Here is a 21,557-nt window from a genome sequence, read left to right as displayed (position 1 = left end):
TCCCGCGTGGTTTACAAAAGCTTCTTAATTCTGTAATTAGATTTACAGGCAATCGTGCCCCTAATAATGCTTTTTCCATGGTTTTCACCTCCAATAGCTAATGATAGCATATGATAACTATTGCTGTCAATAAAATTTTTTCTTCCTGTCATTGCGAAGGATAAAATCCTGAAGCAATCTCATCGCAACCGCCTGCTTTAGCTGGCGGTTATCTGTTATTCTTTCTGTCATTGCGAACGAAGCGAAGCAATCTCGTTTGTTATTCTCCTGCTTGAGGGGGGAATTTGAGTGAGTTAAAGGTTAAAAGGATGCTGTCCCTTTTTTTCTCCTTAAAAATCATCTTGAGGCAATAAATAATTTCCCGCAGCAGGAATATTTTTATTATAGTATTCAATATTTTCAAAAGTTACTTGATTAGTTTTTTTTATTTCTCTCATTACACTATTATTCTTTGATTTAATAACCTGATTACCCTGGGCACCTTTACTTTCTTTAGGGTTGATTTGATTCGTATTAAAAACAATTACTTTATAAATGGAACTAATTACTGCTAAATGAATGTCTGTTTCAGTATAATCAATAAATACAAGTTTTGAATTGCTATTATAAGCATTTTTTAGTCTTTTTCTCTTAGTAAGTGTTCTGTAGCTTTGCATGTATATTTTAGCTACTTTCCCGTTCTCAAATCCAAACAACATATATCCAGAATAATCGGTTGTACTAGTGATGTAAATAATTTTTTCGTCTTCTTTAAATTCAATGTTTGAAGTCACTTGTTGCAAACTGATAAAACCCTTATTCAGATTTTTATATACATTAAATTGATCTGTAAATACTAAAAACTCACGTTGATTAAATAGAGAGTCTAAATCTGATGTTTTTATATTATTAATAACATCTTCTGTGAGTTCTGAATTATCGTCAAATTCTTTTTTAATGTTATCTCCAATATTTGAATCATCAATTTCTAAATTTTTATCTTTTTCTTCAATTGGTTCAGTATCCTTTATTGGTTTTTTATCGAATATTTCCCATAATGGAACAAGAGCTTTTTCTCTATTTGAATAATAGTCGCCACCTCTGATTCTAAAAAATTGCCATCCGCAACGTTCTAAAACTTTCTGACGCATTAAATCATTTTGATATTGGTCTGCTCCATGCCATTTGTCCCCATCACATTCAATCGCTAATTTGGTTCCATCATGGAATATTGCGACTAAGTCAATACGATATTTACCTTTCGCAACTTCGTATTGGGGTATGACACTATATCCTTTAGCAACTATATCGTTATAAATATCAACTTCAAACCAACTATCAAAAGGTTCCGGTTGATTGCCCAAAGTGCGTTCGATAGGATCAGAAGCAGGTGGAGTTGGTGGGCGATAATTAATAAAATGGTTAAGAAGTTTATATCTTAAGTCGTTAGTGTTACTTAAATCAGCAAGCAATATTGAATGGAAAAGCCACATTTGTTCAACTGCGCGACTGGCTGCAACATTAAAACGTTTTTCATCTTCTGGACGTGCTAAAGCACTTCTATTATGGTTCTGTGCTGTAACTAAACTTAAGAAAATTATGTCTCTTTCGTCACCCTGGAAACTTGCAGAGTTACCACAAATAATTTTCCGCTCTTTAAATTCCTTTTCACCAATCTCTTTAACAAGTAAACTCTCTATTAAAGCACTCTGAGCATTGCCTTGTAAGCAAATAACTCCGATAGTCTTTTTCAAATATCTATCATCTTTAACAATTTCTGCAATCTTATTAACTAAAGTCACAGCTTCGGGTTCATTGCGAATTGACTGCCTGCTTCCTTCTATATAACCATTTTGACAATACACATGCATTAAAGGTTCTAGCCTATTTTCAGAATACTGTTTTAAAGGATAAAGACCTTTACCATCAGGAGCATAGAATAACTTATTTGAAAACTCAATGATTTCAGGCATACAGCGAAAATGCTCTCTTAATACTGTGATTCCTTCACAAAATATTTTGGCAACGTCAAAAAAGCTAGTTTCAGTTCCATAAAAATCTTTAAATGGAATTCCCTGCAAGTGCTTATTAATAAATGGGACCATTGTGTTTGCATCAACACCTATATATTCTGGAGATGTTTGTTTGTCATCACCAACGATAATAATATTCTTTGAAATATACAGAAGGAAAATTGCATCTGGTCCAAGTTGGCTTGCTTCATCAGTTATAACATAATCATAAATCCCTTGTTCGGGTTGTATTGTTTCCGTTACTTTATAGAGGGGCATAATCCAGCAAGGAATTGAAGTTTTACAGTACTCCATTTCTTCTTGAGCAATCTTTCTGAATTTTAATGCTCGTTTTCCTCTGCCAGTTTTCCCTATTTTTTTAACTGCTTGAACCCATGCTTGCAAATGCTGTCTAAGAGATCTGTTCTTTTGTAAGTTCTCTAACACAAAAACCCATGATTTATTTGCAGCAATTTGAGCTATTAAGCTTTCTTCTTTTGAATCGTATGATTTTAACAGCTCTATTAATTTTTTTTCATAGTCTTCGCTAAGAAGTCTATTTGTTTCAAAATTGGCATGCTTAAATGAAATGGCATTTTCTAATAAGTTAATATTACTTTGAGTAAAAGAGACATTATTATTAATTTCCTCAATCAATATGGGCAGAGAAGCCATTAATTCGTTTTCAAGATTCTTGAAAGATGCAAACATCAACTTATCATTCTGAAGTGTTTTTAGACGATTTAAAAGAATTTTATACGATTCTATATCTAAAGCCATAAATGCTTTTGCTATTTCAGATGTGATAGAATGCAAGTTATCTTCTGATAAATATCTGATTATTTGGTTTCTTTTTTGCTCAAATTCTGCTATCTGATTCAATACAAGAGAATCCGAAACATTTTTAATAATTTGATTCAAATTCGCTATATTGAAACTGTCAATAAATATATTTGAAACGGATTTAATCGAAGAAATCTTTTCTTCTGCTAATGCAATATTTTCAAATAAAGCTAAGGTGTCTTTATACAGTTTCTGGTAAAAAACAAATTTATCATTAAATGATCTGGATGTTTTATCTGCATTTTCCCAAGCATCATTAATTTCTTCAAAATTCTGTTTGATTCTAATGTCATCAAGTACATAATTGAATTCATCTTTAGTATTACAAGGACTGTCATTAACCAAGACTAAGTCAAGAAAATATAATTTTTCCTTAATCTCTGTTGGAAGGAATGCTTTTTTTAATTTAAAGCCAATTCCTGAAAGTGAGCTTCCTGCATCTAAAAAGCCAAGAAGTACTTTCGCATCATTTTTTAAAGTTATTAAAGACTTGTCCTTTGGATATTTTATTTCAACATTACGGTCAATTAGTTTTAAATTATACTTTTCGAGATCAGAAAGCACAGTTTTACTACAATCTATTTTATTCTGCCATTTTCGTTTTTGATAGTTTAAAATGTCATTAATTATTTCTTTTTTAAATGGATGTGGATTTATATCAATCTTTTCAAAAACTATTTTTAGTTCAGCTAAATAGACTTGCAATAAATCGAAATCAATACTTTTAACAGATGCAATGGTTTCTTTGGAAACATCACTACCATTTGCCTTAAGATCTAGTAGTTGAAATTTTCGAAAATCACTAATTTCAAAAAGCTTTTGCTTGTCTGGAAGTTTGTAATCAAAAATAGAACAATCAATATTAGAGTAATGATTTAACAAGAAAGAATATTTTTCTACATGATGAATAATTTCATTATTATTAATATCATCAAAATCATCTTTATACCATTCATGTTTTTCTTTTTCTTTTTCCAGTTTTTCTGTAATTTCAGTTAAAGTTCCAGAATATGCTGAGTTTATTTCAAACCTTCTTGAAGAATTTTCTTTTATTTTTAGTAATTCATTAGTGTTCTTTGCTCTATTTTCTTTTAGAGATGATAATTCCGATTCCAGTTTCTCAATTTTAGTTTTCAAGGATTCAATATCAGTATTTGAAAGTTCATCATTTATCGTGTTTACACTGGCTTCCAAATCATTAATTGAAGAAGAATCTCCACTTAATAAATTAACGGTTAGGTTTTTAAAATCGTCAGGAAGTTTGTCTTTTAGCACTTCTAATGCGCGTTTTGTATAAGCAGTTACAAGTACCTTTTTCCCGTTGGCTAACAAATGACAAATTAAATTTGCAATTGTATGAGACTTTCCTGTACCTGGAGGTCCTTGAACAAGTACTTTATTATTGCACCTTGCTTTATTGATAATTGCAATTTGTTCGTCATTATATTTTTTGGGAAAATAGATGGTTTCTGTTTCATTTAACTCAGCGTTATTTGTATTGGAAACAGAAGAATTTGAATCTGTATTTTTCAGTTCAATTAAATCATCTAATATTGGTATTTTTATTTCATCTTCATTTTCAATGTCTGAAATAATTTTTTCATAGAGAGCTGTGTAACTCCTTGTATTTCTTTTTCTTAAAATTAATGCTGGTGAGAAAAATATAGTTTCTTTTGAAGGAACATCTTTTGCTCTTCCCAAATCATCTTTGTAATTACCATCACCTGGTTTAATTCTTTCTGCAAGTAATTGGAGCACATCATGAATATCATCATCAAATGGATTTACAAGTTCTTTTTCCTTAATCAGTTCAATAGATTTCTTTTCTGCTTCAAGAATATCGTTAGAATCAAATTGTTCAAAAAGGTCGATTATGGCATCTGTTTCTATTTGTAATCCATCAGATATACTTTGTTTTACTATAAGTCTTGAATCTTTCTGTGAGTATTCAAAATTGATTTCAGCTTTTGATGTAATTATATGCCGACACACAAGAGGAGTGTTTTCATTTTCCCTGAAATGGATTAATCCCACCCCCATAATTAATTCATATTCTTCGCCAAACTGTTGCGATTTGTTATAAATTGAGAATAGCTGTTTGTAAATAGCATTTATTTTTTCATAAGCAGCAAATTCCTTTTCATAAATTTCATAATTCTTCCAAAATACATCTGAATCAGAAAACCATTTGTTTTCGCAATAATTATCAAAAAGCAATTTTATTTGGTGGTTATCATCTAAGTGTTTTGTTTTACCATTTTCATCAGCAATTTCAGTTAACAGAACGGGGAATTCATTTTTGTTTAATAATGAATCGCTTTTTATCCAATCCTTTAATTTTTGTGGAGGGCTTGGGAATTTCAGTTTTTCTGGTTCTTTTGGTTTAGAGATCTTTAACCAAAAATCAGAATCAGTTGAAAAATTTTCATTAACAATGCATTCGATTAGTTCATTCTCAGGCAAATCAGACATCCAAAGAATATCAATATAGTTTGTTTTTGCATTTTCAATATTTCTAACTGCTTTACTTCTGATTTTCGAAAATTCAAGAAGATATCTGAATATTTGAAGGTATTTATCTTTCATAACCATATCCTATTTTGCGTTGGCAAAAATTACACTTTTTTGCAAGTTTTGATTTGCAGAATGGCTCGTGCGACTTGCAAATGTGTGAAATGTGGGTTGTCTTCCTAAATTGTCCCGAAAGGCAAAAGCGGGTCGGGGTAAAATAAAATCTTCTAAGTCAGTCAATTTTGTCATTATTTTATTTAATTTATGTTTCGTTTTCAACAGCCTCTTTCTTTTTTAGCCTTGCAGGCAACTTTGGTATTAGCGACATGAAATATAACATTAATCATTGAACATCCACTTTTATATTAATTCTCTCAAAAAAAATCTCCAAATATCTTCTTGACACTTCCTGTCATTCTACCCATAAGATTTTTATTTTCAAATTTTGATGTTCCTCCAAATTTCCTGAAGTCAGAGCCATATTGTAATAAACCAATACACGTTGAATAGCTTGGTTTATCAGGTATGTCTCCAAGCTGGTATGCAAGGTTTGGCGTACCTATTCTTGTTGGCAGATTAAATATATCTCTTACGGTTGAGGACATTCCTTTAAGTAAAGAACTGCCACCTGTGAGAACTACTCCAGAGGCAATTATATTTACGAAGTCCGCTCTTTCTATCTCTTCCTTTACGATCCGGACAGTTTCTGCAATCCTTGGTTGAACAATCTCTGAAAGCTGATATATGGAGAAATGATCAGAATTCTCCTGATTATTAGTATTGGTTTCCATATCTAATCCAACGCCATATTTTTTCTTTATTTTCTCCGCTTCCTGTGTAGAAATATGAAGACCTATAGCTATGTCATTTGTTATATGATTACCGCCTATTGCTAGCACCTGAGAGTACTTCAAGCTATCTTTTTCAAAAATAACAAAATTCGTTGTGCCAGCTCCCATTTCAATCAATAAAACGCCAAGCTCTTTTTCACTCTGCGATAGTACTGATTCAGAAGAGGCTAATAGATTAAATACAATATCTTCTATCTTAAACCCAGCCTGATTAACACTTTTTATGAAATTCTGTGTATGTGTTACCATTCCAGTAACAATATGGGTCATTATTTCAAGTTTTACACCGTTCATGCCGATTGGATCCTTAATCTCTGCCTGTCCATCTATAATGAAGTCTTGAGGCAGAACTTGAATAATCTCCCTCCCTTCCGGCAAAGCAATTGCTCTAGCTGTTTCTATCACGTTCCGAGTATCTTCGATTGTTATCTCTCTATCTTCTCTTCTAACTGGAACACTTCCTTTACTGTTAACTGTTTTAATATGTCCGCCTCCGATTCCAATGAATACAGATGGAATTTCTAATTCCGATGTCTTTTCTGCCTCTCTAAGAGCTTCCTTGATATCATCGGTCACAATATCAATATTAACAATAAGTCCTTTTTTCAGGCCTCTAGTAGGAACAGTTCCTATTCCTATAATTTCTATACTATTCTCTTTATCCAATTTGCCAACCATGGCGCATATTTTAGAGGTTCCTATATCCAGTGCTGTTACAATGTCTTTTCGAGTTCGCATGAGTTTACTTTCTGTATTTTACAGGAATAGCATTTAAATCCGCTCCAAAACGCAGATCTATGTAGAGAAGTTTTTCCATTTGAGTTTGTCCAAGTCTACTTAGAAGATCCTCTAATATTGCGAGTTTTTCTTCAAAGTTAGTTTTGCCTATTTTGATTTTTATTTCATTATCTTGACATATAAAGTCAAGAATTAGATTTTTAGATTCTTTAACATTTATATTCCTTAAACTGCCAAATTCAGCAAGTCTTCCCATATTATAAGTTTTTATAATTGTAATAATCTTTTTTATTAATTCAGACACTTCGGGATTAGATGTAATATTTTCTCCTGAATATACATTGTTTATTTTCAATCCTATTATTTCCGGCAACCCTCTTGATTCATTAAGCCTAATAATTACTCCATCTTCATCTATCCCATATATATTGCGACTATATGATATTTGTCCAATAGGAATTCTTTCTGTTATATCTACTAAAATTGTATTTGGAAACGAGCGTTCAATAACAACCGTCTTTACATCTGCTAGTGCCTCACAGTGTGATCTCAACGTGTTGATATCAAGAGTAAAAATATTCTTACCTTTTATGCTATTAATTTCCTTTAAAATAACTACATTATCAAGAAATTTATCGTTATTTACAATAACATTATTAATACAAAAGTAATTTGAATGAATAATGAATTTTTTAAATTTTAATACTATGAAGAAAGTGGCATATATGATTAGAAAGAGAGTTATTATTTTACTTATCTGTAACGCTCTCTTTTTAATCACCTTCTTATGTGAACGAGGCGCAGCAGAGATTCTAGGCGCTATTTTAACATTCTTGCGAAGTTTTGTTTTTCTACTTTTCATGTTTCTTGATTGCCAGATCCAGTAATCTCAGACAGAGTTCTATGAAACTTATTCCAGCCGCCTGTGCGGCTTTTGGCAGAAGACTTGTTTCTGTAAGACCTGGGATTGTATTAATCTCTAAAACATAGGGATTTAGTTTGCAGTCAAGTTTTATATCCACTCTTGACATCCCGTAGCATCCAAGTATCTTATGCGCCTTGAGAGCTATTTGCTTTATCCTGGCGCTTTTCTCTTTTTTCAGCTCTGCAGGCACAACGAAATCCGTGGATTTTTTCTTATATTTTGCATTAAAGTCGTAAAATCCGAATTTTGGAATAATTTCAATTACCGGCAAGGCTTTCTCCTCTAATATACCAACTGTTATTTCTTTTCCGCCTATATACTTTTCGCATATTATATTATCATCATAATGGAAAGCAGTTTTCAGAGCTTTCTCGAATTCATCTTCTTTTCTTACGATAGATATTCCGATTGTTGAGCCCTCGCTAGATGGCTTAACAACTATAGGAAAGTTCTCCAAAGGATTAATATGACATTTGCCTTTGCTCATTACTCTGAACTCTGGAGTCGGAATTCCAGCAGTCTGAAACAAACGCTTGGAAGCTATTTTATTCATAGAGAGTGCACTTGCAATAACTCCGGATCCTGTATATGGAATGTTTAATATATCGAGCATTCCCTGAATTGTTCCATCCTCTCCGGGTTTTCCGTGAAGAGCAATGAATACCAGATCTATTTTCTCTTTTATCAGCCTGTCAGGCAACTCTCTATTAACATCAAAAGCAGTAACATGCAGATTAGCCTCTTTAAGAGCCTTTAGTACACAATTCCCGCTTTTTAGAGATATTTCTCTCTCAGAAGAAGGCCCTCCCATCAAAACAGCAATACGCCTATTTTTCATGTGTTGAATATTTCTTTTTATAAGACTCTAAACAAAATTTCTTTACTTCTTCATATTTATTTTTAAACAAACCAATATCTATATGCATCTCTTTTTCTCTCTTAATTTTCAACATATATTTCCATCCTCTTTCCCATGCATTTTCCTCTTTCTCCAAGTCAGTTTTGTCATCTTTTTCTTTATACTGGAGGAAATGCCCAACTTCATGCAGCAATAATGCCAATTCGTTATCAAAATTCCTATTCCTATTGTTATTTTCTCTGCAAGCTACAACAATTATTCCTGTTTCATCATCCTTGTCAGGAGGAAAATATTTTGCATTACCCAACTTAAGACATTCTAAAAAATCAATTGAGACGTCAAGTTTTTCATTGATGTGCTCTGTGATTTTATCAAATAAGTCTTTATCAATTTTATAATAACTCATTTGACAGGTCTTTTCTGGTTATGGTATTGTTTGCGTATGGGTAAATTTATGAAATGGTTAAAAAGACATAAAGTGGTTATCTGCATAATATTACTTTCTTTAATTTGGCTCATTTTTAATCCTTTATTCCGTTTTGAAAGAAAAGAAGGCGAATACATTCGAATTAATCGTATTACTGGGACAAAATATGTTTATGCTACCGATAAACATCCTGCTTATAGTATTTATAAAAATGGTAAAATCCAAATTCATTTTCCTTATGATGATTTTGATCCATCCGATGAAACTTTTATTCTCAAATAATTTCATCATTCTTTCAATATTTTAATTTTTATCTTCCAATCCTTCCAATATCTATTGCTTTCCAGTATCCACCTTTATCCGAACCTACTCTTTTTAATAATCCCTTTTTCTTTAGTTTATTGAGATTAAACTTAATTCCGTCTTCACTGATGCCAATAGCTTTGGCCATTTCTTTTCTTGTAATATGCGAGTTTTTCTTAATTAACTCTAATATTTTCTGGGTAGTTTTCTGGGTAGTTTTCTGGGTAGTTTTCTGGGTAGTTGCAGTAAATTTTTTTATTGCTTTGGTCTTGGAAAATGTTATTGAAAAACCTCCAAACTCTTCCATGAATTCAGGTTCAGGCAATCCTGCTCTTTTGCAATTATCTATTATTTTTATAGTTCCTCTTCCCCAAGCCTCTATTAAACCTGCTTTAAAGAATATATCTGCCATTAATTCATTTCTTGGACGAGATGAATGCGGCTTTTTTAAATCTTCTATTTGTATATCCTTTGGCAATTTTCCTATATTCCATAAATTTAATCTGTCGGGATATACTTTTAGCTGAGTATGTGCCCCAATATAATTGCGGTGGACAACTGTATTGATCACTGCCTCACGTAAAGCGTCTTCAGGATATTCTAAGGTATCTTTTCTGTATATTCCTTCATAGGTTATATTGGAAATCAAGTATTTTGTCCTTAAAAGTTCTATTGTTTTCTCTATCTGCTGAAAAAGATTTCCTACAATTTCGTCTGTACTTATAACATCTGTGTCTGTTATAAATTTGCCCATTTTAATATAGGCAGTTGTGTAAAATTTCTTAGGATTATTGCCAAAAAGAAGAATCGCCGCTCTTTTTAATTTCCCTTTTTCAATCAGATTTAATTTTTCCAAAATAACTTCAGGATCTTTTTCGTCTGCTATAAAAGGAACTCTTTTTAATGAGAGCTTTTTAAATTTTTCTATCGTATGGAGATCAATATCGACAATACTACTCTTTTCTTCTATAAAAGAATCCCATGCCTGTCCTGATTTAGCTATTAAAAAATCTGATAGTTCATGCCCTTTTAATTCGGTTGTTGTGCTTCCGCTTCTAACATAAAAACTCCCATGATAAGAAATTGGGGCAGAGGAATAGTCAATCTCAATTTTTATGATTTTATTCTCTTTTTTCTGCTCCAGCTTTATTTTTGGAGTAATGCCAAGAATGTCTCTTGTTTTATTAGGAATATCTTCCATAAGTTTTTTGAGATTCTTAAGTTTCTTTATGTCTCCATTATCCTTAATCCCGATATATAAATTTCCGCCCTCAGTATTAGCAAAAGCACATATAGTTTTTAGATTGCTATCATGCCAACTTTCTTTAAATTCATTTTTCTGATGCTCTATTTTTTTCATAATTATTGCATACCTATTACTTTAATTTCTTCTTCTAATTTTACACCAGTTTTTTCAAAAACTGTTAATTTTATTTTTTTAATAAGTTCTAAAACATCCTGAGCTTTTGCATTGCCGTTATTGACAATAAAGTTAGCATGTTTCTCCGAAATCTGCGCATCTCCGATAACAAGCCCTTTTAAACCGGCTTTATCAATTAACCTGCCGGAAGAATGGATATCCGGATTTTTAAATATACACCCTGCGCTTGGTATGTCAAGAACCTGTGTGGACTTTTTGTGCTCCAAAAGTCTGGATATGCGGTCATTGATTTCTTTTTCTTTTCCTCTTTTTAGTTTTAACTCTGCTTCAACTATTATGTATTCATATAGATTAGATTTACGATACCCAAAACTCAGGTCATTTTTTCCAAGTTCAGATATATTTCCATTCATGTCAATTACTTTTACTGATTCAACCAAATCCCCAATTCCCATATATTCTAAATTTTGATTTTTGATTTTTGATTTTTGATTTTTTTTTGTTCCCGCATTCATACTCACTGCGCCGCCAACAGTCCCTGGAATTCCTGCAGTAAATTCAAGCCCTGTAAGTTCTTTTCGTGCAGACTGTTTTAGAAGCTTTGAGAGCAAGGCGCCAGTCCCACAAGTAATACGTTCTCCTTTTATTTTGATATCACATAATCCATGTTCCAAATTCAACACAACGCCTCTTATTCCTTTATCGCTGATTAAAACATTTGTTCCTCCACCAAGGATTGTAACAGGAATATTATAACTATTGCAGAACATGAGAGTGTTTTTGATATCTGAAATATCTTTTGGATATATCCACACATCCGCATGTCCACCAATTCTAAAAGAGGTGTGCTTGGATAAAAGTTCATTAAACCTGATCTCTCCTTTTATCAAATTACAGAGCTCCTTAGTCAATTTTTTATTCATATTAATTTATCGGCAAGTCCCTCTGCTACTGCAGAAATATCACCTGCTCCCATACAAAGTATTATATCTCCTTTCTCTATAGTATTGCTCAGATAACTGAGAATTCTACTTTTGTCAGGAATATATACGGCATTTTTGTAACCATTATTCTTCATAGCATTAAAGATTATATCTGTATTGGCCCCTTTTATAGGAGCTTCTCCTGCGCTGTAAACATCGGTTAATATGACCTTATCAGCTTTTGACAGAGACACAGCAAACTGTTTGTAAAGTTTGCCAGTTCTTGTATATCGATGAGGCTGAAATACAGCCACAATACGCTTTTTTCCTAAGTTTTTAGCTGTTTCTAAAACAGCTTGAATTTCAGTCGGATGATGAGCATAATCATTTACAACCATTACATCTCCAATATTCGCCTTGATCTGGAATCTTCTGTCAACGCCTTTAAAACCTTGCATGGCTTTCCGTATTGCATCAAAGGATAATCCTATTTCCACGCCAAGCGCAATTGCTGAAAGCGCATTGAGTACATTATGTTTTCCCGGAACGCTGAGTGTAAAAGAACCAAGTAATTCAGCATTTTTATATACATCAAAACGTGTTGAAAGCGCTTCGCATATCAGGCCCTCAGCCCGTATCTCAGCATTCTTGCTCATTCCATAGGTTGTTATTGGAGTTTTGAATTTTTCTTTATGTAGTTTGGAAATCAATTCTTTTACGTTGTTATTGTCAATACAGCAAAATATTCTGCCGGATTTATCTATGCGCTCTGCAAAATACAGGAACGTATTTATGATATTCTCAAGATTTTCATAATGCTCCAGATGGTCTTCATCAATGTTTGTAATAATGCCAAAATATGGATTTAGTTTCAAAAAAGACTTATCACTTTCATCAGCCTCTGCTACAAACCATGGGCTTGCTCCTAAGCGAGCATTTCCCCCTAAAGAACTAATCTCGCCTCCTACAATTACTGTCGGGTCATATCCTGTTTCTATAAGCATATGCGCAATCATTGATGTTACAGTGGTTTTTCCATGACAACCTGTTACAAATATACTCTTTTTGTTATTTGCTATTTTTGCGAGCAGTTCTGCTCTGTGAATTATTGGGATTTTTCTCTTTCTAGCTTCAATAAGTTCAGGATTAGACTCTGAGATAGCCGTGGAATAAACAACTAACTCCTGAGCTATTATATGCTTAGCATCGTGTCCGATAAAAATGCGGGCACCTTTCATCTTGAGTTTATTAGTTATTGAAGATTTATTTTGATCTGAGCCACTTACCTGATATCCTGATTTAAGCAGGATATAGGCAATCCCGCTCATTCCTATACCACCGATGCCAACAAAATGAATCGATTCTATATTCTCCAACATATTCAGTTTCTTTCTTTGTCATCAAGCAATATAAAATCGATTAGCCTTTTATTACTATCCACTCTAACTACCTGTACCTTTACTGAATCTCCAAGCTGGAATCTTCTCTTTGTGCGTTTTCCTACAAGCGCAAACTGTTTCTCAGAGAACGTATAATAGTCGTTCTTTAATGCGCTTACATGAACAAGCCCTTCAGCAAGAGTATCATTAAGCTCAACAAACAAGCCATAGGGCTGAACACCGGATATTACGCCTTCAAATATATCCCCAAGTCTATTTTTCATAAACTCAACTTGTTTTAGCTTAATTGTCTCTCTTTCTATATTGACAGCTATTTGTTCTCTTTCAGAAGCAATGCCTGCAATCTCAGGAAGATTATCTATTCGGTTTTTGAACTTGTTTTTAAGAATTCTGTGAATAATTAAATCGGGATAGCGTCTGATAGGGGATGTGAAATGAGTATAGCAGTTTAATGCAAGCCCGAAGTGCCCGACATTCTTGGTAGAATATATTGCTTTTTGCATACATGTTAAAATAATCTGGCTAATAAGAGCATGGTGCTTTTCCCCATTTGTTTTATGTAGAAATCCCTGTATATATTTCGGATTTTTAGATTTATTTTGATCAAATCTGTAATTCAGCGTTTTTGCAAGCAATGCAAAGTCCTTTATTTTTAAATCATCAGGAGTTTCATGAACGCGATAGATCATAGGAACCTTATTTTTAGTAATGTATTCTGCTACACACTGATTTGCAAGAAGCATAAATTCCTCGATCAAAACATGGCTGGATAATCTCTTCTTCTTTTGAATATCAAAGACTTTCCCATTCCCATCAAGTGAGATCTTAACCTCAGGGATATCAAAGTCAATGTATCCTCTATCCAATCTTTTTTTATCTAATATCTTGCTTAGTTTGTACATAATTTTTAAGGATGATGATATTTCTGCGTTTTTACTTGCCTCGTTGGAATGTATTAATTCCTCTGCGGATTCATAGGATAACCTTGCCTTGCTTTTAATTAAGCTTTCAAAGATTTCGTATTCTCTAATATTGCCCTGTGCATCTATTTTTATCATAACTGTTAAAGTTAATCTGTTCTCGTCAGGCTTTAAGCTGCACAGATCCTCAGAAAGCTTGGAAGGCAGCATCGGAATCACTCTATCGGAAAGATATATGCTTGTTCCTCTGGAAAGAGCCTGGCTGTCTATATGCTTATTTTTATTTACATAATGATCAACATCCGCTATATGAACGCCTAGTAAAAAACCTCCATTCTCAGTTTTTTCAATAGATACTGCATCATCAAAATCCTTTGCATCTTCAGGGTCTATTGTAAAACATGTAAGCTCTGTTAGGTTGCGGCGTTTTTTAATTTCTTCTTTAGAAATAAATGGATCAATGTTTTCACATTCTTCTATTACTGGTTTTGGGAAATTTTGGGATATCTTGAATTCCTCTAAAATATGCTTGATAGGATCAGTTATCTTCGGAGTGGTGTATCTACGGGATTTTTTACTGTGCACGTCGTATTTCATCAAGATTATTTACAATCTTTGCTTCCTGTTTTAGGTTTTTGAACCATTTCTCATATACCGACTGCTTCTTTTTTTGCAGCAGAGTCTGTTTAATTTGCTCCTTCTGTGTATTAAATTCTCCTTTATCAGCAGCTTTTCTCTCAACAAGTTCTATTACAAATACATCTTGCGATTCTGATGCTTTTTTTACATCACCTTTTTTAAGAAGGAACGCTTCTGCTATGAGTTTAGGGGCATATCCAATGTCTTTTGTATACACTCCTCTTTCAAAGAAATCTGTTTGCTTAACCTCATAACCAAACTTTTTTGCTAACTTTTCGATATTCTTTGCTGATTGAGATTTTTCGATGAACTCATCTGCTTTTTTCTCAGCTAGTTCCTTTGATTTAAGAGCAGTTAACCTTTTACGGACATCCTCCTTTACTTCTTCTATCTGCTCGGGTATGTAGGATGGCTTTAGATCCACAAGTCTTAATATGCAAAACCCTTTAGCCGTTTTAATCGGGTCGCTTATATCATCTTTGCCAAGAGAAAATGCGCTTTGGGAAAACTCGCGGGAATAGCCTATCTCTAGGATTTCTTCTCCTTCTGCAAAATACCCGGTCTGCTTTGATAAGAGATTCTCTTTTTTTAGTATCTCTTCCCATTTATTTTCTTCACCCAGGTCAATAGAGAGATCATAAGCTCTTTCTTGAGCTAATTGCTCTGCTTTTTCTTTTGTAAGTTTCTCTTTTATCTGAGCCCTTACTTCTTCTAGAAGCTTAATTTCTTTAGGCTTTTTATCAACTACTTCAAATTCCTGTTTATTCTCTGCATAATATTTTCTAATTTCATCATCTGAAACTTCGGTTTTTTCTTTAAAGGGCTCTGGTTTGATAAGCACGTATTCTGTATTAACCCTATCAGGCTGCTTGAATTCAGTTTTGTTTTTAGAAAAATATTCAGCAATATCTTCATCATTCACAGATACCTGCGTTTTGAACTCGTCTACACGGAAGCATATATAGTTGATTTTTACTTTTTCATTTTTTAGCATAAATTCGTCTAAAATTTTCTTGTCGCTTATTATAACTGGATCAGTGATTCTTTTCCAAAGATGCTCGAGCGCAAGAGATTTCTTAATCCCATTCTCAATCTCTTGCCACTGAGAAGCAGGGATGCCATTTACATACTGTTCAAACTTTGCCTTATCAAACCCGCCTTTCTTGTTTTTAAATACTGGATCTTGTTTTATCCTATCTATAATCTCTTTGTCTGAGATTTTTATGCGCTGTTTCTTTATCTCCTGCATAAGAAGCTTTTGATCTATCAATTGATTTAGAACCTGATTATCCATGTCCATGTTTTTTTTGATTCTGTCAAACTGATCTCCATACATTCTTCTATAATTTCTTTCCGTAGCTGTTAGAGCATATCTAAACTCTTCATACTTGATAGCAACTCCATTTACTTTTGCCACGGTAATATTTGTTCTTGCTTTCGATGTTACACCCATTCCCCATGCAAAGAATATTGTAGCCAGAAAGCTTAATGCTGTTATCCACATTATCGGCTTCATGTTTTTTCTTATAGACTTAAGCATTGATTTTTCTCCGTTGATTCAAAAAGTACGCCAGAAGGGATTCGGACCCCTGACCCTCTGCTTAGAAGGCAGATGCTCTATCCAACTGAGCTACTGGCGCAAGTATAATTTTAAGTATACTAGCAAAAACCATAGCCCAGTTCAAGATACAAATTCCAATAGACAAAACAGCATGTAATGTTATAATTGGCACGTTATGAAAAAAGGGTTTTTATTAACATTGGAGGGGCCTGAGGGTAGTGGGAAATCTACGCATTCCAGGTTGCTCGCTGGTTATCTTACTCAGAAAGGGATTAAGACTTACTGTACAAGAGAGCCGGGCAGCACAGCATTAGGAGAAAAAATGAGGCAATTACTGCTCTCTCCGTTGTACAAGAATATGTCAGTAAGAACCGAATTGCTACTGTACGAAGCAGCACGGGCACAGCATGTTGATGAGATTATTATTCCTGCATTAGAAAAAAACATTACTGTAATTTGTGATCGTTTCTATGATGCTACATTTGCATATCAAGGGTATGGAAGGGAAATAGATCTGAGTATTATAAAGAACATAAATGACTTTGCTGTAAACAAGATAAAACCAGCCCTGACAATTCTTTTGGATATTGACGTGAATATTGGGTTAGAAAAATCTCTGCACTTATCAAAGGATTCCTTTCCAAGAGGGGAGAGTGATAGGATTGAACAGGAAGATATTGAATTTCATAAAAGAGTGCGGGAAGGATATCTTAATCTTGCTCGAAGAGAGCCAGTACGCATAAAAGTAGTTACAGTAAAAAGTGAAATCAGTGAGACACAGTTAGAAATCCAGAAGCATATAGATGATTTATTGAGAAGAAATAGTTATGTCGTTTAATGATATTATCGGGCAGGAAATAGCTGTCGGGCTTTTGCGGAATTCGTTGAAACATGGAAGAATTCCTCATGCTTATCTGTTCATTGGCCCACATGGAGTAGGTAAAAGGTTGGCAGCAGTTAATCTTGCCAAAGCATTGAATTGTGACGGGTCTAGTGAGATTCCTTGTGATAGATGCGTATGTTGCAAAAAGATAGATGCTTCTATACATCCGGATGTGAAATGCATTTATCCAACAGGGTCTTCTTTATCTATAACAATTGATAATATTAGAGAATTAAGAACACAAATATCATTTAAAACATATGAGGGTAAGAAAAAAGTATATATTATTGCAGAAGCAGAAAATATGACTATTCAAGCTGCAAACTGCCTTTTAAAAACTTTGGAGGAACCACCTGAAAATTCCGTATTAATCTTAACCTCTACAAGCTTGCATCTGCTTTTACGGACCATAGTTTCACGCTGCCAGGCAGTTCCTTTTAACAGGATAGAGCTTCATAGAATTGAGGGCTTTTTAGTAGAACATCATAGAGTAGACAAATCTCTTGCTCATTTCATAGCCAATTTATCACAGGGTAGTTTAGGAGAGGCACTTGAGTTGAAGGATGACACACAAATACCTCTTGCAAAGAGTAGGTTAATGGATATGCTTAGCAGGTTGAAGAATGAAGATGTGATTAGCCTTGTAGGAGAATTTAATAGTGAGTGGAGCAGAGATGTTAGAGAATATAGAAACAAGTTGCATATGAGCTTAGACATGCTTACAACATGCCTCAGAGATATTGCAATCTTGAAGCAGGCTGGAGAACAAGTTTCTCTTATTAATTTGGATATTAGCGAGGATCTTAGGCAATTAGAGAATAAATTTTCTCTGTCGCAGATTGAAAGGTTTTTGAACACAATTACTGACATGAAGACGTATGTAAGAAACAATGTCAGTTCCCAGCTTATTCTGGAGAAGTTGTTTTTAGATATACAAGGAAAAGTAGATGCATAAAATAATCCAGGTTAGGATTTGCAAAGACAGAACATTATGGCTTGATATTGGCAACACTGTTGCCAGGTATAATGATTACTGTCTAATAGAAGTAGATGGCGATAAATATTACGCTAAAATTGTATCAGGGATACAAGAGGTAGCTGATTGTATATGTTCTAAAGAGAGAGGGCAAATCATTAGAGTTGCCACAGAGAGTGATATAAGTCAGATACAGGATATATTTGAGCGAGAGAAAAAGGCATTAGCAATATGTTTAGAAAAAGTAGCCAAACATAATCTTCCAATTAGAGTTATAGATGCAAAGTACATACATGAGGGAAATAAAATAATATTCCATTTTGTGGCAGACGATAGAGTGGATTTTAGAGACCTGTTAAAAGACATTGAGCATACATTAAAAACAAGAATAGAATTAAGACAAGTGGGCGTACGAGATAGAGCAAAAAATATTGCAGGATATTGTGGGCATTGCGGGAGGGTTCTTTGTTGTGCAAGTTTCATTAAGGAGTTTCAGGCAGTTACCATTCAAAATGCTAAATCTCAGAATTTTCACTTAGACCCCTCAAAAATATCAGGCTTATGTGGTCGCTTGATGTGTTGCCTGAGATATGAATCAAAGTCGTATCAAGAGATGAAAAAGTCTTTTCCTAAAATAGATGCAACGGTAGATACAGAATATGGGCAGGGGAAGGTGGTTGATTTAAATATACTCAGAAGCAGTGTTACTGTGGAATTAGAGAGTGGGAAAAGATACGAACATAAGATAAAATAGAAGGAAGGAGGGTATGAAATTATGAAGATTTTTGGTATTGGAATGCATCCTGATGATGTAGAATTTATTATGGCTGGAACTCTTGCTCTACTGAAGAAAAAAGGGCATAAGATAACCATTGCAACCGTGGGTTCAGGGGATATGGGGTCTGTTGAGTATGTTCCAGCAGACTTGAGCAGAAAACGGTATGCGGAAGCTAAGTCATCAGCAGAACTGCTTGGGGCAGAATATATTAGCTGTGGCATATCCTGTTTACATGTTGTGTTTGATAATCCAACAAGATTTATGGTTACAGAAATGATACGAAAAGTGGACCCTGATATTGTTATTACCATGTCTCCTCAGGATTATATGAAGGATCATGAGATAACTGCTGATTTAGTGTGGGACGGATGTTTCAACGCACCAATTCCCAATTATCACACTGCCTTAGTAAATCCAGCAAAAGCGACATCCAAGATTCCATATCTATATTATGGAGATTCTCTGGATTTAAAGGATAGATTTGGCAATCCTGTGCATCCTGAATTTTTTGTAGATATTAAAGATGTAATGGAAACCAAAACAAGCATGTTAAGGAAACATGAAAGTCAACGCTCCTGGTTGAAAAGACAGCACGGTATGGACAAATACACAGAGACTATGAAGGAGATTTCAAGCAGAAGAGGAAAAGAAATTGGCATAAAATACGCCGAAGGATTCAGACAGCATAAAGGACATCCGTTCCCTCAGGATAATATCTTAGAGAAGTTGTTAAAGAATAAGGTTAAATATAAGAAACAAGATAATGGAGGATAATTATGGATTTAATGAGCACAATTAAAGGATCTTTGTTAGAGAATTTCTTCCCGCAAGGGTGGAATATTGAGAAACTGGATAAATGTTGTGATAATCCCCCGGAGTCAGTTACTGAGCGTCAGGATTGGTGGAACAAGAAGTTTGAACCTGTTTCATGCGAAACCTTGAGTGATTTTGATACTATGATGGGTCATGAAATAGCTATAGAGATTAAAAGGGCAAGAGATGAGGGCAGAAAAATAGCGTTTATATTGCCTGTTGGCCCTATGGGAATGTATAAATGGGCTGTTTATTTTCTGAAGGAATGGAATGTGGATTGTAAACATGTTTATGGATTTAATATGGATGAATGGAGCGATAGACAGGGGAATACGTTGCCTTCTGATAATATAGGAGCTTTTCAAAATGCAATGCAGCAAGCTTTATATGGACCGCTCGGTGATCTGACTGTTCCAAAAAACCAACGACATTTTGCGCTTAAGAATATTCTTCCCACATATGCTGAGAAGATAGGACAGCTCAAAGAAGAGGGGGCAAAACTCATAGTTGTTTTTGGTATTGGAAGAATGTTTCATATCGCTTTTTGGGAGCCGCATTTTGCCGGCGAATTTTCAGGAGAGGAAGAATGGAAGAAGCAGGAATACAGATTGGGAGCAAAACTACATCCTTTGACCATAGAACAGAACGCAATAACCAGTTTTAAGAGCCGCACAACTCTGGTTCCATGTTTTGCCAATACAATTGGTCCGGGTCTATTCCTCAAAGCGGATAAAATAATCGGCGGATGTGATGGGACATTAGGTAGGGGAATGATGTGGCAGGGATTATCTCTCTGGGTTACTTTAAGACACGGGCCAAACATCTGGATTCCTTCCAGTTTTATGCCTACTTTGGCTGGGAAACTCTTCTTTCTTAAAGAGCTTGCAGGCCCACTGGTAGCAGACTGTAATTAATATCTAAAGTTCTGAATAAAGTCATGAAAATAAAAATTTTAGGCTCTGCTGCGGGGCTGGCAGGGTTGAATCGGTATAACGCATCAATTCTTTTACAGATAGGGAGTTCTTCCTATCTTATAGATGCAGGTGAGCCGTGTAGTGCAACTTTATATGTCAGCAACTATAACATTTTTTCAATAAAAGCAGTTTTTCTCTCACATGTCCATCCTGACCATATAGGAGGTTTGGCCCAACTCCTCTCTGTTTTTCAGATGTGTTCAAGCCCGAGGGGTAGTTACAAATTCAGACCGTCTGATAAATATAAAGTGAATTTATACCTCCCGGAAGACAGCATAGAGGCCTCTAAGAATTTTTTTGATATGTCGCTTGGGCTCTCAGAACTCAGATATGATGTGAATATTATTCCCATAAAAGAGGGAGAGTTTTTCGAAGATGATAGGTTGAGAGTATCTGCGTTCCCAAATACTCATTTACAGGGACAATCTTCTAAATCAAAAACTTCCTATTCATTCTCTTTTGAATGCAGAGGAAAACGTATTGTTTATACTGGGGATATAGGAAAGATAGAGGATATAATCCCCTTATTAAAGGATGAAATTGACCTACTGATAACTGAGGGAGTTCATATACCTCTTGAAGACCTTTTTAGCATGCTAAGTAAGGCAAGTATTAAGAAGGTTGTTGTAACGCACTTTCATCCTGAGTTCTATACACAGGAGAAAAAAATACTGGAGATTGGAAAGAGGTATCTTAATTGTGAGTTGCTGGTTGCAAAGGATAATTCAGAGATAAAAATTTAATGGAAACGCAAATTGAGCCTGTTCAATATTACACCTCAATTACGTCGCTACGCTTTCCAGTTCGAGCGTGCTGAAAGATGATATCCAGAGTTAAGACGATGTCATGCTCGATGACGTG

The 21,557-nt window shown here is 34.3% G+C and carries 17 protein-coding genes and 1 tRNA gene; 7 read left to right on the top strand and 11 right to left on the bottom strand.

The features are described from left to right. Positions 1 to 329 precede the first annotated feature (329 nt). The 5 genes from Q7J67_07655 to Q7J67_07635 all read right to left on the bottom strand — a co-directional run bounded on the left by Q7J67_07655 (position 330) and on the right by Q7J67_07635 (position 9,124). Positions 330 to 5,420, bottom strand: coding sequence for an AAA domain-containing protein (locus Q7J67_07655; protein ID MDO9465153.1), 5,091 nt, complete (start codon positions 5,418 to 5,420; stop codon positions 330 to 332). A 299-nt stretch (positions 5,421 to 5,719) separates the two neighbouring features. Continuing rightward, the gene (ftsA, locus tag Q7J67_07650; protein MDO9465152.1) at positions 5,720 to 6,934 is read right to left on the bottom strand and encodes a cell division protein FtsA; all 1,215 of its coding nucleotides are present in this window, start codon (positions 6,932 to 6,934) and stop codon (positions 5,720 to 5,722) included. A 4-nt stretch (positions 6,935 to 6,938) separates the two neighbouring features. Further along, a complete protein-coding gene (locus tag Q7J67_07645; protein MDO9465151.1) occupies positions 6,939 to 7,796 on the bottom strand; it encodes an FtsQ-type POTRA domain-containing protein in 858 nt (285 codons plus the stop codon). Further along, positions 7,786 to 8,697, bottom strand: coding sequence for a D-alanine--D-alanine ligase (locus Q7J67_07640; protein MDO9465150.1), 912 nt, complete (start codon positions 8,695 to 8,697; stop codon positions 7,786 to 7,788). Before Q7J67_07640 ends, Q7J67_07645 begins: the two co-directional genes overlap by 11 nt. Continuing rightward, positions 8,687 to 9,124 carry a hypothetical protein gene (locus tag Q7J67_07635; protein MDO9465149.1) on the bottom strand — a complete coding sequence of 146 codons (438 nt, stop codon included), beginning with the start codon at positions 9,122 to 9,124 and terminating at the stop codon, positions 8,687 to 8,689. Before Q7J67_07635 ends, Q7J67_07640 begins: the two co-directional genes overlap by 11 nt. A 48-nt stretch (positions 9,125 to 9,172) precedes the next feature. Between Q7J67_07635 and Q7J67_07630 the strand changes: the two genes are divergently transcribed. Then, the gene (locus tag Q7J67_07630) at positions 9,173 to 9,427 is read left to right on the top strand and encodes a hypothetical protein (protein MDO9465148.1); all 255 of its coding nucleotides are present in this window, start codon (positions 9,173 to 9,175) and stop codon (positions 9,425 to 9,427) included. Positions 9,428 to 9,455: 28 nt separating this feature from the next. On the opposite strand, the gene Q7J67_07625 is transcribed toward Q7J67_07630, so the two are convergent. From Q7J67_07625 to Q7J67_07600, 6 genes are all read right to left on the bottom strand, one after another. Next, positions 9,456 to 10,808 (bottom strand): ATP-binding protein, encoded by a 1,353-nt coding sequence (locus Q7J67_07625; protein MDO9465147.1) that lies wholly within the window; start codon positions 10,806 to 10,808, stop codon positions 9,456 to 9,458. Between the two features lie 2 nt (positions 10,809 to 10,810). After that, a complete protein-coding gene (murB, locus tag Q7J67_07620; GenBank protein ID MDO9465146.1) occupies positions 10,811 to 11,752 on the bottom strand; it encodes a UDP-N-acetylmuramate dehydrogenase in 942 nt (313 codons plus the stop codon). Beyond that, on the bottom strand, positions 11,749 to 13,131 hold the full coding sequence (gene murC / locus Q7J67_07615) for a UDP-N-acetylmuramate--L-alanine ligase (GenBank protein ID MDO9465145.1): 1,383 nt from the start codon (positions 13,129 to 13,131) through the stop codon (positions 11,749 to 11,751). Before murC ends, murB begins: the two co-directional genes overlap by 4 nt. 2 nt (positions 13,132 to 13,133) lie before the next feature. Further along, on the bottom strand, positions 13,134 to 14,669 hold the full coding sequence (rnr, locus tag Q7J67_07610; protein ID MDO9465144.1) for a ribonuclease R: 1,536 nt from the start codon (positions 14,667 to 14,669) through the stop codon (positions 13,134 to 13,136). Beyond that, positions 14,647 to 16,251 (bottom strand): SurA N-terminal domain-containing protein, encoded by a 1,605-nt coding sequence (locus Q7J67_07605; protein MDO9465143.1) that lies wholly within the window; start codon positions 16,249 to 16,251, stop codon positions 14,647 to 14,649. The genes rnr and Q7J67_07605 overlap by 23 nt, the downstream gene beginning before the upstream one ends. Positions 16,252 to 16,277: 26 nt before the next feature. Continuing rightward, positions 16,278 to 16,351, bottom strand: a tRNA-Arg gene (locus Q7J67_07600). Between the two features lie 96 nt (positions 16,352 to 16,447). Between Q7J67_07600 and tmk the strand changes: the two genes are divergently transcribed. Genes tmk through Q7J67_07570 form a run of 6 tightly spaced genes read left to right on the top strand, consistent with a single transcriptional unit; the run spans position 16,448 to position 21,439 of the window. Then, a complete protein-coding gene (gene tmk, locus Q7J67_07595) occupies positions 16,448 to 17,110 on the top strand; it encodes a dTMP kinase (GenBank protein MDO9465142.1) in 663 nt (220 codons plus the stop codon). After that, positions 17,100 to 18,110 carry a DNA polymerase III subunit delta' gene (holB, locus tag Q7J67_07590; GenBank protein ID MDO9465141.1) on the top strand — a complete coding sequence of 337 codons (1,011 nt, stop codon included), beginning with the start codon at positions 17,100 to 17,102 and terminating at the stop codon, positions 18,108 to 18,110. The genes tmk and holB overlap by 11 nt, the downstream gene beginning before the upstream one ends. Next, a complete protein-coding gene (ricT, locus tag Q7J67_07585) occupies positions 18,103 to 18,885 on the top strand; it encodes a regulatory iron-sulfur-containing complex subunit RicT (protein ID MDO9465140.1) in 783 nt (260 codons plus the stop codon). Before holB ends, ricT begins: the two co-directional genes overlap by 8 nt. 21 nt (positions 18,886 to 18,906) lie before the next feature. Beyond that, positions 18,907 to 19,683: a PIG-L family deacetylase gene (locus Q7J67_07580; GenBank protein ID MDO9465139.1), complete on the top strand. Its 777-nt coding sequence runs from the start codon at positions 18,907 to 18,909 to the stop codon at positions 19,681 to 19,683. 2 nt (positions 19,684 to 19,685) lie between these two features. Beyond that, a complete protein-coding gene (locus Q7J67_07575) occupies positions 19,686 to 20,636 on the top strand; it encodes a glucosamine-6-phosphate isomerase (protein MDO9465138.1) in 951 nt (316 codons plus the stop codon). A gap of 23 nt (positions 20,637 to 20,659) precedes the next feature. Further along, a complete protein-coding gene (locus Q7J67_07570) occupies positions 20,660 to 21,439 on the top strand; it encodes a ribonuclease Z (GenBank protein MDO9465137.1) in 780 nt (259 codons plus the stop codon). The last annotated feature ends 118 nt before the right edge of the window (positions 21,440 to 21,557 follow it).

The sequence above is a fragment of the bacterium genome (assembly GCA_030652805.1).
GTDB lineage: Bacteria > JAHJDO01 > JAHJDO01 > JAHJDO01 > JAHJDO01 > JAHJDO01.
This window is presented reverse-complemented; position numbering and strand designations above follow the sequence as displayed.